Origin of the sequence: Peptoclostridium sp. (assembly GCF_009881055.1) — a bacterium.
Taxonomy (GTDB): Bacteria; Bacillota; Clostridia; order Peptostreptococcales; family Peptostreptococcaceae; genus Peptoclostridium_A.
Genome location: NZ_WXFG01000019.1, coordinates 1 through 14633 on the forward strand (window position 1 = coordinate 1; position 14633 = coordinate 14633).

The 14633-nt window shown below is 44.9% G+C and carries 11 protein-coding genes; 1 reads left to right on the forward strand and 10 read right to left on the reverse strand.

Annotated features, from left to right (window positions below):
• Positions 1 to 295: 295 nt before the first annotated feature.
• Complete coding sequence (locus GT589_RS04190; protein WP_330582855.1) at positions 296 to 655, forward strand: metalloregulator ArsR/SmtB family transcription factor; 360 nt, start codon at positions 296 to 298, stop codon at positions 653 to 655.
• Positions 656 to 709: 54 nt separating this feature from the next.
• On the opposite strand, the gene GT589_RS04195 is transcribed toward GT589_RS04190, so the two are convergent.
• The 10 genes from GT589_RS04195 to ligA all read right to left on the reverse strand — a co-directional run bounded on the left by GT589_RS04195 (position 710) and on the right by ligA (position 14329).
• Positions 710 to 2326 (reverse strand): peptide ABC transporter substrate-binding protein, encoded by a 1617-nt coding sequence (locus GT589_RS04195; protein ID WP_293396485.1) that lies wholly within the window; start codon positions 2324 to 2326, stop codon positions 710 to 712.
• Between the two features lie 254 nt (positions 2327 to 2580).
• Entirely contained in the window at positions 2581 to 3567 is a 987-nt protein-coding gene (locus GT589_RS04200; RefSeq protein ID WP_293396488.1) for an ABC transporter ATP-binding protein, read from the reverse strand.
• A 1-nt stretch (position 3568) separates the two neighbouring features.
• Entirely contained in the window at positions 3569 to 4591 is a 1023-nt protein-coding gene (locus GT589_RS04205) for an ABC transporter ATP-binding protein (protein ID WP_293396491.1), read from the reverse strand.
• 21 nt (positions 4592 to 4612) lie between these two features.
• Positions 4613 to 5548 carry an ABC transporter permease gene (locus GT589_RS04210; RefSeq protein WP_293396494.1) on the reverse strand — a complete coding sequence of 312 codons (936 nt, stop codon included), beginning with the start codon at positions 5546 to 5548 and terminating at the stop codon, positions 4613 to 4615.
• A 32-nt stretch (positions 5549 to 5580) separates the two neighbouring features.
• Positions 5581 to 6504, reverse strand: a complete 924-nt coding sequence (locus GT589_RS04215) for an ABC transporter permease (protein WP_293396497.1) — start codon at positions 6502 to 6504, stop codon at positions 5581 to 5583.
• A 403-nt stretch (positions 6505 to 6907) separates the two neighbouring features.
• The gene (gatB, locus tag GT589_RS04220) at positions 6908 to 8338 is read right to left on the reverse strand and encodes an Asp-tRNA(Asn)/Glu-tRNA(Gln) amidotransferase subunit GatB (RefSeq protein WP_293396500.1); all 1431 of its coding nucleotides are present in this window, start codon (positions 8336 to 8338) and stop codon (positions 6908 to 6910) included.
• 12 nt (positions 8339 to 8350) lie between these two features.
• Entirely contained in the window at positions 8351 to 9772 is a 1422-nt protein-coding gene (gatA, locus tag GT589_RS04225) for an Asp-tRNA(Asn)/Glu-tRNA(Gln) amidotransferase subunit GatA (RefSeq protein ID WP_330582856.1), read from the reverse strand.
• Positions 9773 to 9828: 56 nt separating this feature from the next.
• Complete coding sequence (gatC, locus tag GT589_RS04230) at positions 9829 to 10113, reverse strand: Asp-tRNA(Asn)/Glu-tRNA(Gln) amidotransferase subunit GatC (protein WP_293396506.1); 285 nt, start codon at positions 10111 to 10113, stop codon at positions 9829 to 9831.
• Between the two features lie 95 nt (positions 10114 to 10208).
• Positions 10209 to 12143, reverse strand: coding sequence for an Eco57I restriction-modification methylase domain-containing protein (locus tag GT589_RS04235; RefSeq protein WP_293396509.1), 1935 nt, complete (start codon positions 12141 to 12143; stop codon positions 10209 to 10211).
• A gap of 149 nt (positions 12144 to 12292) precedes the next feature.
• Entirely contained in the window at positions 12293 to 14329 is a 2037-nt protein-coding gene (gene ligA, locus GT589_RS04240; protein WP_293396511.1) for an NAD-dependent DNA ligase LigA, read from the reverse strand.
• Between the last annotated feature and the right edge of the window lie 304 nt (positions 14330 to 14633).

Below are 14633 nucleotides of genomic sequence, written 5' to 3' on the forward strand. Positions count from 1 at the left end.
GGCAAAATATTTAATTTAAGTAATAAAAAGCCTGGAAGGCTCATGTTTAAAAGCTTTCCAGGCAAGCATCCAATAGAACAATATATCTTTTTTAAGGAATCATACACATAATTATTGACAGACTCCAAAAAATAGAAATAATGAGCAGGAAAAAATATCCTGCTCATTTTGCGTTAAAGAGACTAGTCTTCCTCTTGTCTTGATTTTTGCTTTAGTTGACTTGCCATTCTCTAAAGGGTATACTGAGTACATATGAGCATTCGTTCACGCGACATTTAATATCGGAGGGATTATATTGGATAAAAATGTTGAGCTTTGCAGCTCATGCCTGATACACGAAGACATTGTTGCCGAAGTTAAGAACAAGATGCCACAAGAACGCACTTTTTACGAGCTGTCCGAATTCTTCAAGGTGTTTGCCGATATGACAAGGATAAAGATTCTCCACGCGCTCTCTTGTTCTGAAATGTGCGTTTGTGACATAGCAGCCTTGCTTGGCGCAACACACTCTGCAGTATCGCATCAGCTCCGCATACTCAAACAGGCCAGACTCGTCAAGTTCAGGAAGGACGGGAAGGTTGTATATTATTCCCTCGACGATGACCACATAAAGAGCATATTTGAGTGCGGTCTTTCACACATATCTGAAAAATAGCAGCAAAATGCCCGGCGATTGATGCCGGGCATTTTAATTTGCATTATTTTTTTATTATTCGTTTACTATATCAGCAGTATCGAAATATACAAAGCCAAGCGGAGAAACTCTTACATCTTTCACATATGATTTGAACATCATTGGATTTGTGTAGTAGTAAACCGGCAGGACTATCTGGTCAGCCATCATCAGGTCTTCCGCCTGGTGCATGATCTGGAATCTCTTCTCAGGATCACTTTCCTTCTTGGCATCGCCTATCATAGCATCAAACTCCGGATTGTTCCAGTGCGGGTGGTTGTTTCCGCTGTTGGATATGAACATGTCAAGGAATGTCATAGGATCTACATAGTCAGCCAGCCAGCCGTCTCTTGCTATAACATAGTCGCCCTTGTTTCTTGTGTCCTGGAATACCTGCCACTCCTGGTTTGAAAGCTCAACATTTATGCCCAGGTTTTGCTTCCACATCTCTTGGACTGCTTCTGCTATCTTCTTGTGGTTTTCGTCAGTATTGTATATAAGCTCTATCGTCGGGAAGCCTTCTCCGTTAGGATAACCTGCCTCTGCAAGCAGCTGCTTCGCCTTGTCAACCTGTGCTGTTTCAGTTACGCCGTAATCGCCGCCCATCTCTCTGAAGTCATTTCCTTCATGGTCCTTTATGCCGGCAGGCACAAACCCTGTAGCTGGAAGCTCTCCACCTTGTGATATTACTGAGGTTATAGCCTTTCTGTCTATTGCCATCGAAAGCGCCTGCCTAACCTTTAGGTTGTTTGTAGGCTCGACATTGACATTGAATGAATAGAAATAGGTTCCAAGGTTAGGGAATATCTTGAATTCAGGGTTGTTTTCCTTCTGGAATGTTGGTATCTGCTCTCTTGCCACACGGTAGAGTCCGTCAACATCCCCTGATTCGAATGATGCCATAGCCGTAGAGATTTCTTCCATGAAATAGAAGTCTACTCCGTCAAGCTTGACTCTCTGCGCATCGTAGTAGTTTTCGTTTTTCACAAAGGAGAACACGCTTCCCTGGTCAAGAGCCTCCGCCTTGAAAGGTCCGTTTGATATGTATGATTCAGGCTTTAGCGCCCACTGCTCGCCGTACTGTTCAACTATGTCCTGTCTTAGCGGGAAGTATGTTGGGAAAGCCGTAAGCTCTATGAAGTAAGGCACAGCGGCTTCAAGCGTAACTTCAAGAGTCTTCTCGTCAATAGCCTTTACGCCTACCTCATCAACAGTGGCTTCCCCGCTGTTGAACTTTTCGCCATTTTTCAAGTAGAACATCTGATATGCATACTCTGACGCAGTCGCAGCATCAAGAGCCCTTTTCCAAGAATATTCAAAATCCTTGGCAGTTACCGGCTCGCCGTCAGACCATTTTGCATCCCTCAGATGGAATGTGTATGTAAGGCCGTCTTCTGAAACCTCGTATTTTTCAGCCATTCCTGGTATTGCCTTGTCGTTCTCGTCAAGCCTCATAAGTCCTTCAAATGCATTGACTATTATTATAGCCCCGTCAACAGATGCATTAAGCGTAGGGTCGATAGTCTTTGTTGGGCTCGAAAGGTTGTATCTCATTATCTTGCCCTCGCTGCCAGCCTTGTCTTTGCCGCCGCATCCAACTAGCGATGTCATTACAAGCATCACTGCCAGAATAAGTGAAATGATTTTTTTCATTACCAATACCTCCTGTTAGTTTTTTTTGCCTGATACAACCTTGAATTTTGGCAATATTCAGGCTTTTTTTATTCTTCTGTTGCCAAAAGCATTTGTTCCAGAGACTCGATGTCTCTTTATATAGCAGGTTTCCAGAATGCTTTCCGGAAACCTGTTATTTGACAGCCTTAACATATTTATAACACATTTATATTATGTTTATAGTTCTTTCTTATAGATTCACTCTATAATTTCGTCTATTCTATTGATTATTTCTATCTGTCCATGAGGTGACACGCTACGCAGTGTCCTGCTCCCACATCCTTTAGCAGCGGCTCTACCTCCTTGCATATGTCCATTGCATACCTGCACCTTGTCCTGAATCGGCAGCCTGACGGAGGATTAAGCGGGGATGGCACGTCACCTTCAAGTATTATTCTGCTGCTTTTCTTCGCAGTTTCAGGGTCGGCTATTGGTACGGCCGAAAGGAGTGCCTGAGTGTAAGGGTGCTGCGGTTTATAGTAAAGCTCATCGCTTCCTGCAATCTCTACGAGCTTTCCAAGATACATTACGCCTATCCTGTCGGATATGTGCTTTACCATTGAAAGGTCGTGCGCTATGAACAGGTATGTAAGCCCCATCCTTTCCTGAAGGTCCTCGAGCATGTTTACAACCTGTGCCTGTATCGAAACGTCAAGTGCGGATATAGGCTCGTCTGCTATTATGAAGTCCGGCTCTACAGCGAGCGCCCTGGCTATTCCAACACGCTGCCTTTGTCCTCCGGAGAACTCATGCGGATATCTGTTGGCATGGTCTCCGCTTAGGCCTACCGTTTCAAGCAGATTGTGAATTCTCTCAATTCTTTCTCTGCCCTTTGCTATTCCATGAATGTCGAGCGGCTCGCCTATGATGTCGCCTACCGTCATCCTCGAGTTTAGAGAAGCATACGGGTCCTGGAATATCATCTGTATTCTTTTTCTGTATGGCAGGAGCTGCTTTTGGCTGAACTTGCTTATATCCTGGCCGTCAAAAATTATCTGGCCTGCAGTGGGCTCGTATAGCCTTATTATCGTCCTGCCTGTAGTTGACTTCCCGCAACCTGACTCTCCAACTAGTCCGAGTGTCTCGCCCTTTTTTATGCTGAAGGTCACATCGTCGACTGCCTGAACATAGCTTGTCTTTGAACCAAGGAAGCCCTGCTTCACAGGAAAATATTTTTTTAGTCCTCTAACCTCTAAAAGGTTTTTTGATTCATTTGACATATTATCTATCCTCCCTGTCTGCCGAACATGCAAAGCCGCTCTTGGGGGCATTAGGATCCAGCAGCCAGCACGCCGCTCTGTGTCCCTGCTCCACAAAAGTATATTCCGGCATCTTCTCCATGCATATTTTCATAGCGCTGTCACATCTTGATGCAAACGGACAGCCCTTTGGAGGATTCAAAAGATCTGGCGGCGAACCAGGTATAGGGCAGAGCTTTTCCTTATCGCCCTTTTGAGTTATCTTTGGTATGGATTTAATAAGTCCATGCGTGTATGGATGTTTGGCCCTGTAGAATATGTCATCTGCCGAGCCTTCCTCCATAATTAGTCCGCCATACATTACTATTATCCTGCTGCAAAGGTCAGCCACGACTCCCAGATCGTGAGTTATGAGTATTATTGACGTATTTAGCCTGTCCTTTAGGTCTTTCATGAGCTCGAGTATCTGTGCCTGAATCGTTACATCGAGAGCAGTTGTCGGCTCGTCTGCTATAAGCAGTTTGGGCTCGCACGAGAGCGCCATTGCAATCATGGCCCTTTGCCTCATACCGCCTGAAAATTCGTGCGGATAGTTGTCTATCCTTTTCTCAGGTGAGGGTATGCCTACTAGCTTGAGCATCTCAATGGCTTTTTTTCTTGCATCGCTCTTTGAAAGCTTCTGGTGCTTTACTATGGCCTCTACAATCTGGTCTCCGACCGTATACACGGGATTTAGCGAAGTCATTGGATCCTGGAATATCATGCTTATCTCATTGCCCCTTATGCTTTGCATATCTTTTTCAGACTTTTGCATGAGATCCTTGCCGCCGAAAATTATCTCGCCTCCGATTACCTTGCCCGGCTTTTGAAGCAGCCTCATAACCGACATTGATGTTACCGATTTGCCGCTTCCCGACTCGCCCACTATGCCCAGAGCCTCGCCTTTGTCTATGTAAAAATCTACGCCTCTTATGGCCTTCACCTCTCCCACATGCGTGAAAAATGAGGTCTTGAGGCCTTTAACATCTAACAATCTATCTGACATGCTAATCCTCCTATATTCTATTTACTTACGCATACGCGGATCGAGTGCATCCCTTAGCCCGTCACCCAGGAAGTTAAACGCAAGCATTGTAACAGATATAGCAAGCGCCGGGAAAAACAGAAGGTGAGGAAAAATGCTCAGGCTTGCCAACGCATCATTTGCAAGCACGCCCCATGAAGCCATAGGAGCCGAAACCCCAAGCCCTATGAACGAGAGGAATGCCTCAGTAAATATTGCTGTAGGTATCGACATTGTCAGTGTTACTATTATAGGTCCCATGGTATTTGGTATAAGGTGCCTTATTAGTATTCTTAAATCGCTTGCCCCAAGGGTCTTGGCAGCCATAACGTATTCCTGCTCCTTGAGCGAGAGTATCTGCCCTCTTACTATACGCGCCATGCCTATCCAATATACAAGGCCGAGGGCTATTAGTATGCTTCCAAGTCCGCCCTTTCCAAATACTACCATAAGGAGTATGACATACAGCGTCAGCGGTATGGTATAGAGTATATCTATGGCTCTCATCATTATATTGTCTATTTTGCCTCCGAAGTAGCCCGATATTCCTCCATAGAGTACACCAATCACAAGATTTATTACCGAAGCCACCAGACCTACCGTTAGAGAAATCCTTGCTCCGTAGAGCACTCTTACAAAAAGGTCTCTGCCGTGGGCATCCGTTCCGAACCAATGCTGCGCGCTTGGCAACTGATTCGCCATCATCAGATTCTGGTCAGAATATGAATATTGTGATAGATAAGGCCCGAATACTGCCGTCAGAACCAGCAGCAAAAGAAAATACGCGGAGCCCATTGCAACCTTGTTTGCCTTGAATCTTCTCCAAACATCCTGCCAGTAGGTCATTGAAGGCCTGGCTATTCTCTCAGAGTCCTTCTCCTGCTGACTGACAAGAGTCCACATAGAATCGTTTTTCAAATCCATGTTTTCAACCGACATTATAACACCTCTTCGCACTATTGTTGTTTATATTATTCTTCGTCAAGTTTTATTCTAGGGTCAATCAAGGCATATATTATGTCAACCGCCAGTATCATTACAACCAGGAAAGCCGCATAGAATATTGTAACGCCCATTATTACTGTATAGTCCCTGTTGCTTATGCTCTCAACAAAGAACCTTCCAAGACCCGGCACCGCAAAAATCTTCTCTATTACGAATGAACCTGTCATTATCCCTGCCGCAAGCGGTCCTACGTATGACACTACAGGTATTAAAGCATTCTTGAGCGCATGCTTGAAAACGACCACCTTTTCGCTAAGTCCCTTTGCTCTTGCTGTCCTTATATAATCCTGCGATATTACCTCCAGCATGCTTGAACGCGTAAGCCTCGCTACAAATGCCATGGAATATGCAGCCAGTGCAATACTCGGCATTATCATCTGATCCAGCTCACCCCATCTTGCAGGCGGCAGCCAGCCGAGCTGTACGCTGAATACGTATATCATAACGGCAGCAATGACAAAGCTTGGTATCGTGACCCCCACAATAGCCAGGAACATTACTGCGCTGTCCACCCACGTGCCTTGCTTTAGGGCGGCGGCTATCCCAAGCGGTATCCCGGCAATCAGTATAAGTCCCAGCGCTATAGCTCCAAGCTGTGCTGAAACCGGAAATCTGTCAGCTATTATATCACTTACATCCTGACCCTTGAGCTTGAAAGAAGGCCCGAAATCTCCCTTTACAACGCCGAGCAGATAGTCTATGTACTGCTTGTGGAGTGGATCATTCAGATGGTATTTTTCTTCAAGAGCCCTTTCGATAGACTCAGGAAGCTTCTTTTCACTTGCAAAAGGACCTCCCGGTATGGCGTGCATAAGGAAAAATGTTATGGTTATGATCAGGAAAATGGTCACGACCATAGATACAATTCTGCTTAATATAAACCTTGCCACTAACAACACTCCCTCTTCTTCTTTTTCTGAGCAAAAAATAATAAAGGCGCAGCACCTTTAATTTCGTATCTCTTGACACGTAAGAAATTAAGTTTATTTTATTTTTTTGAAACGTATAAAAATATTATTGCATGATATTTATATTTTATCTAAAAGTATTATCTAATTCAATACCTTAATTTTACCAGAATACATTCCAATCTCAAGTGTCCAAACGTTTCAACGCATGCAGGGAGTGTTCTTTAAAATAAACATTAGTATTTAAAAAATTGCATTTTTTTATGTGCGATAATTCATGTTTTATCTCTATACCTTGCGGTAGGCCAACAGAATGCGGTTTATCCGGATAAAGCGGAATCCTCGCAAAAAAAGACAGGCTATGCAGCTCACCTGTCTTTCACTGTTATTTGCTTTGAATAATCTCCATTATCAGCTTGTTAGCAAGCTGCGGATTGGCCTTGCCCTTGCTCTCCTTCATAACCTGTCCTACAAGGAATCCAAGTGCCTTGTCCTTGCCGTTCTTGAAGTCCTCTATAGACTGAGGATTCCTGTCCAGGACCGACTCGACTATACTCTTTATAGCATCCTCGTCCTGTATTTGAACTAGTCCTTGTTCCTTTATTATGTCCTCCGGCTTTTTACCCAGCTCAAACATCTCTCTGAATACCTTCTTGCCTGCATTGTTGTTGATTGTTCCAGATGCTATAAGCTCAAGCAGCTTTGCAAAATCCTGCTTTTCAAACTTGAGCTCAGAAAGCGCAACCTCTTCCTCATTTACCCTTCTTAGAAGCTCAGTCATTATCCAGTTGCTCACAAGCTTTGGATTGTCAATGAGCCCCAGCATGTCCTCGAAATAGTTCGACACTTCCTTTGAAGCAGTAAGTACCTTGGCGTCGTATTCAGGAATTTCGTATTCCGCCATAAGCCTCGCCCTCTTCGCGTCAGGAAGCTCAGGCAGCTGGCTTCTTACCTTGTTGATGAATTCATCGTCAAGCACTATGTCGACTACGTCTGGTTCCGGGAAATACCTGTAGTCATCCGCAGTCTCCTTGCTTCTCATTGATATTGTGATGTTTTGGACATCGTCCCATCTTCTTGTTTCCTTCTTTGTGTCCTCGCCCTTTTCAAGCAGCTCTATATGCCTTTGCTGCTCATATTCTGCGGCCTTGAAAGCGGCCTTGAACGAGTTGAGGTTTTTTATCTCGACTATCTTTGTTCTGACTCCATCATTTCTGACCACATTGACGTTTATGTCGCACCTTAATGAGCCCTGCTCCATCTTGACATCTGAAATCTCAGTGAAAAGAAGCGTCTCCTTGAGCTTTTCCAAGAAACTCATAGCCTGGGCTGGAGAATTCATATCTGGATAAGTAACTATCTCAATAAGAGGCACTCCAGACCTGTTGTAGTCGAGCAGCGTATCTCCCTGAGCATCGTGCATAGACTTTCCTGTATCCTCTTCTATGTGTATCCTTTGTATCCTTATCTTCTTCTTGTCGCCTTCCTCGTCAGTTATCTCTATATATCCATCCGTACAAAGGGGTATATCATACTGGGATATCTGGTATGCCTTCACCAGGTCCGGGTAAAAATAGTTTTTCCTGTCCATTTTCGAACGCCTTGATATATCGCAGTTGAGAGCCATTCCAGCCATAGCGGCGTACTCAAGCACCTTTTCGTTGAGTACTGGGAGAGCTCCCGGCAGTCCAAGACATACAGGACAGCAGCATGTATTAACATCTGCGCCGAATTCGTTCTTGCAGCCGCAGAATATCTTGCTCTTTGTTGAAAGCTCGCAGTGTATCTCAAGCCCTATCAGAGTAGTGTAGTTCAAAGCATTCACCTCCTATATGTCAGCCTTTATATTTTTGTATCCGCTTACGTCTTCATACGCCTTCGCAAGCCTCAGTATGCCGGCTTCGTCAAAATGCTTGCCTATTATCTGCATTCCTATTGGCATACCGTTCGAGTCAAGACCACACGGGATTGAAAGGCCAGGAAGTCCAGCCATGTTCACAGGTATTGTGCACAGGTCCTCCATGTACATGGACAGCGGATCTCCTATCTTTTCTCCCAGCTTGTATGCTGTGTTCGGAGCCGTAGGAGTTATTATCGCATCGTACTTATCGTATGCGTTCATGAAGTCGTTCTTTATGAGCGTTCTCACCTTGAGCGCTTTCTTGTAGTAAGCATCGTAGTATCCAGCGCTGAGCGCGTAGGTTCCTATCATTATCCTTCTTTTTACCTCTTCACCGAAGCCCTCGCTTCTTGTCCTCTTGTAGAGCTCCTCAAGAGTTTCAAAGTCGCCCGTCCTGAAGCCATATCTTATGCCGTCATACCTTGCAAGGTTTGAGCTGGCCTCGCAGGGAGCTATTATATAGTAGGTCTCTATGCTGTACTTGAGGTTAGGCATTGATATTTCTTCCCACTCAACTCCTTGCTCCTTGAGCTTTTCAAGCGCAGCCACAATGGCATTTTTAACGTCGGGATTTATCCCCTCGCCAAGAAGCTCCTTTGGTACTCCCACCTTCATGCCCTTTACGTCGCCTGCAAGCTCGCCTGCATAATCAGGCACTGGAACATCAACGCTTGTTCCGTCCATTCTGTCTTTGCCTGCCATGTGCGCAAGCACCATAGCGCAGTCCTCTACATCTCTTGTGAAAATTCCTATCTGGTCAAGCGACGAACCAAAAGCCACAAGGCCATACCTTGATATTCTGCCGTATGTAGGCTTTAGTCCTACTATTCCCGTAAATGATGCAGGTTCCCTTACCGAGCCGCCTGTGTCAGAACCAAGCGCATAGAATACCTGGCGTCCTGCTACAGAAGCCGCAGAACCTCCCGAAGAACCGCCTGGAACTCTTGATGTATCCCATGGATTTCTTGTCGGCTTGAATGCGGAGTTCTCTGTCGAGCCCCCCATTGCAAACTCATCGAGATTAGTCTTTCCGACAAGCACTGCGCCCTTATCAAACAACCTGTCAACTACAGTCGCATTGTAAGGCGGCACGAAATTTTCCAGCATTTTTGACGCGCATGTCGTCTTTATGCCCTTTGTACATATGTTGTCCTTTATAGCCATTGGTATTCCGGCTATGTCGGAAAGAGCTTCTCCAGAGGCTCTCTTTTCGTCCACAGCTTTCGCCTGCGACATGGCAAGCTCCTCAGTTATGCTAAGGAAAGAATCAAGTTTTGGTTCTATACTTTTTAGCCTTTCCATCGATGCTTTCGTAAGCTCGCTGGAGCTGATTTCTCCATTTTTTAGCATGCTCGAAACCTGAGCAATGCTCAAATCGTATATATTCAAAGTTTTCACCTACCTTCTTATTCTAGTACTTTTGGCACTTTGAAGCATCCCATTTCACTGTCGGGAGCATTCTTAAGCACATCTTCCCTTGGCATTGACGAGGTTATAGTATCATCTCTGAATGCATTGAAGCTGTTGTTTGTATTGTAAGTTATGTCTACGTCTTCTGTGTCTACGCTCTGAAGATTTTCTACGTATGAAAGTATGCTGTTTATCTTTTCCATGTACCCCTGGACTTCCTCATCTTTTATCTCCAATCTGGAAAGATGGGCTATGTGGGCAATGACATCCTTGTCTATCATTTCTTCACTCCTCCTTCTTGTTAAATCATCTAACATTCAAAATTATACCTTTTTTAAGCCCAATAATCCAGCTAATCAAGGCATCTTTCTCAACGCTATTTGCATATGAGTTTACTTTCTATGAAATTTATTTCAGCTTCAGACAGGCCATATGTGATGAATATCTCTTTGTCTACTGCATTTTGAATCTGCTCTGCAGACTCGCTGTTTTTCGCAGGAAAACCCGGCTTCATAAGTTGCTCCACGTACGAGCATATTCTAGCCATAGCCTGCTTGCACGGCCACTTTATCGGTATACGTGATAGAGGCTTTTGATAAAGCTCAAGGTAGCAGCCCTTTCTCTTTCCCCTGTAGTACAGCCAAAAATGCATAAGCTTGCTGTTGAGCACTCCCAGAATATATCTTGGATCAGTTTTCAAATCAGATATATAGTATATGTCGGCGCTGGCATACCAAGGACAATTGTTGTAGCCGAATGTAGGTTTTTTTGCCCTCTGGGGAGACACTATCTTCTCGCCTTCGAACACACCTTGGTTTCTAGGCCAGTGCAGGCTATACCAAGGTATAACGCCTGTTTTGGCCTCCCTCCTCGCTTCTAGCACCGCCCTGAATTTTGACAGATGCCTCTGTACCTGCGGATAGTCATCTATAACCGTATTCTTGTCAGTATATATTATGTACAGCTTATCGGATTCCGGGACTCTATTCTCGTCCGTGGCATATCTTCTTATATCCGGAGATTTGTAAAACGGCTTTATTATGGCGCTGGCTGGATTCAAGCCCAGCCTCTCAACTTCATGCTGCCGCAGCACAAATATGCCCTCACCCTCAGTCACACCGGCAATTTCGTCCTCTGCTCCATTTTTAAGCAGCCTCATGTTCCTCGGACTTACCTTGTCTGCCCCCGAGACGAGACCCTGATTGATGCTTGAAATTTCACCGAGCAGGAATTCCGCACCCGACCTTATTTTGTCGGTTATCTCTCTGACCTTGGGGTCCATGAAAAGGTACATGCCGTTTTCATCCCTTACAAAATCCGATTTGCATGTATTTATCTCAAAAACATCTCCATCCCCTGCATCTATGGCGCTCAGAAGTCCCTGTATCTTACCTTTCGAGGTGCTTACGCTGACATGCTTGAAATCTTTGGATGCAAGCTCCTTTTCAATTATGAATATCATGTTGTGCTGCCCCATGGCCTTGCTGAACAGCTTGAAGTCATTGAAATCAATGACCAGCCTGAATCTGCAGTTCCTCGAAATCTTGTCTCTTAGCTTAACTGCATAGTCAGCCATTGTCCAATAGCTTGTCGTGACGAAGCACATTATGCCGCCCTGGCGCACCAAGTCTATCGATTTTTCTATGAAGTAATAGAAATAATCCATTCCCTTCTCGTAATACGCTCTGCCAAATTCGCTCTTCCTTACGCCGTCAAAAAGCTGTTTGTTGCCCTTTTCACCAATATACGGAGGATTGCCTGCTATTATGTCAAAATCCATCTCGCTGTACTCCGACAGGAAATCGGCACAGCAGACATTCGGTTCGATGTCATGCAGGCCTGTGTATATTTTCGCCCTGAGCTTTGATATTTGTACAGCCCGCATGTCAATGTCCACCGCAAACAGATTGTTGCAGAAAATCCATCTGCAGGCTTTTTCATATTCGAATTCCGGAGCAAATTTCCTGTGAAGCTTTAGAAGCTCTCTGAAAAATGCAAGCATGAATGCGCCGCAGCCGCATGACGGATCGAGAATTCGAATTTTCATTATCCTCTCAAGCATGTCTTCCCCGGACGTTTCTCCTATATACTCGCCCACAGCCTTGCTTGCCATGAACCCGGCAAGTATCTCGTCCGTATAGACTACGCCTTTTGATTCATCAGCACCGCCTGACAAGGAGTTCTCGAAAATCCGGGACAGAATTACTGTTTTGTCTTCGGCTTCGATTTCAGCTGGATTTTGCTGGCCTATCTGTTCGGACAGGGCCTCTGCAAGTGCATCTAAATTTTCACCTTCTGCGGTGCTTGCCATATTTTTAAAATTTTCAAAAAAATCAACCCGCATTTTATCCATATATACTCTCTCATTACATTATTTTGGGAAAATCATGTCGGAATCCGTGGGGGCGGTCCATTTCCATCCCCCGGATTCGCCGATATTTAAATTGTGTTATACACGGTTTACATGTTATTGAGCCTTTCAAGCACGGCTTCCTTGGAGCCAAGCTGCAGCAGTTCCTTGAAGGCTTCTTCTGATACCACCTTTACTCCTAGAGCAACCGCCTTGTCCAGCTTCGAGCCTGCATCCTCGCCGGCCAGGACAAAATCCGTGTTCTTGCTTACGCTCGAAACCGACTTGCCGCCCTGAGATTCTATAAGCTCCTTGGCCTCGTCCCTTGTCATTTCAGGAAGCTTGCCTGTAAGTACTATTTTAAGGCCTTCGAGCAGGCCTCCCGCGGCAGGCTTTGTAGCCCTTTGGCTTTTCATGTTTACCCCGGCAGCTCTTAGCTTTTCAACAAGCATGAGATTCCTTTCATTCTGGAAGTACTCAACTACGCTCTCGGCCGTTCTCGGCCCGAACTCCTCAAGCTGCATTATATCTTCATATTTGGCCTGCATGAGTTCATCCAGGCTTTCGTAGCTTTGCGAGAGTATCTTGGCCGCCTTGGCTCCAATAAATTTTATTCCAAGGCCGAATATTAGTCTGTTGAGGTCGTTTGACTTGGATTTTTCTATTGCGCTTATCAGATTATGCGCGGACTTTTCTCCCATCCGCTCAAGCGGAACAAGCTGCTCCTTAGTCAGAGAATATAGATCTGCAATGTCTGATATGAGCCCGGAATTCAAAAGCAGGGTAACTATTGATTCTCCTAGCCCGTCTATATTCATGGCATCCCTTGAGACAAAGTGTATAATACCTCTTCTAATCTGCGCCGGACATGATACGTTAGTACATCTAAGTGCCGATTCACCTTCCAGCCTCATAGTCTTGTAGCCGCATTCGGGGCATACTTCAGGCATGTGAAACTCTATCTCTTCGCCCGTTCTCTCCTCGGTCAGCACTGTCACGACCTCTGGTATTACGTCTCCTGCTTTTTGAATTATTACGCTATCGCCTATTTTTATCCCTTTTTCCCTTATGAAATCCTCGTTGTGAAGCGTGGCCCTCGAGACAGTGGAACCTGCAACCCTTACCGGTTCAAGCACTGCAGTCGGCGTTATTGCTCCGGTCCTGCCTACCTGCACAATTATGTCCACAAGCCTTGTCTTTTTCTGCTCCGCAGGGAACTTGTAGGCAACCGCCCACCTCGGGCTCTTTTCTGTTGCTCCCAAAAGCTCCCTCTGCTCAAGATTATTGACCTTGACTACTATGCCGTCTATTTCATAGTCGAGCTCATCCCTGTGCTCACTCCAGTATTCTATGTGTTCAGCAACCTCCTGAATGCCTTTGCAGACCTTGTTCTTGGGATTGACCTTGCAGCCAATTCCCGAAAGGAACTCTAGTGAGTCGCTGTGATTATGTATTCCTTCGCCAACTTCGTTCTCCATATTGAAAACAAAAATGTCGAGCGGCCTTTTAGCTGTAACCTTTGGATCAAGCTGCCTCAACGACCCGGCTGCTGCGTTTCTCGGGTTTGCAAATTGCGGTAGGCCATTTTCCTCCTGCTCCAAATTGAGCTCCTCAAACCTTTCCTTTGGGATGAAAACCTCTCCCCTTACCGTTACGCTTATGTCCTTTTTGAGCCTCAGCGGTACGCTCCTGATTGTCTTCAGATTCTCAGTTACGTTCTCCCCCACCGTGCCATCGCCTCTTGTGGCTCCGGTTTTCAGAATGCCATCTTCATATGTAAGGCTTACAGAAAGTCCGTCAATCTTGAACTCAACCACATACTCCACATCGTCTCCGGCAGAGGCTTTTACCCTTCTGTCAAAGTCATAAAGCTCCTCTATTGAAAATGCATTTGAAAGACTCAGCATGGGATTTACATGGACTACCTTCTCGAATTTTTCAAGGGGTCTGCCTCCCACTCTCTGAGTTGGGGAATCCGGCTGCACAAGCTCAGAATTTCCATTTTCAAGCTCAATAAGCTCTTTCATCAGCTTGTCGTATTCAAAATCAGATATTTCAGGGCTGTCATACACGTAGTACATCTCGTTGTGGTGGTTAATCTGCTTTATAAGTTCATCTATCCTATTTTTGATGTCTTTTATTTCCATAAGCGTCCTGCCTTTCATTTGAGCAAATCAAATTTTTGCATTTATATATATTATATTATACAGGAACGGCTTGCAAAACTTTTTTAATTTAAAAAAGTACAAGCATTCAGAAAAGCATAATGTGAAAATCCAACTAGCAATGTACTTATTTTCACAATATTAAATGTGTTTTCTGTAAAAGTTTCATAATACCTCGATATGGGTGTTGAATATTCATTTACAATGGGTATGTTTATGAAAACGTGCAACCGCATTGGCGCACGAAACGAAATGAATTGTATATATTGCTTTCTTTCATTTTTCG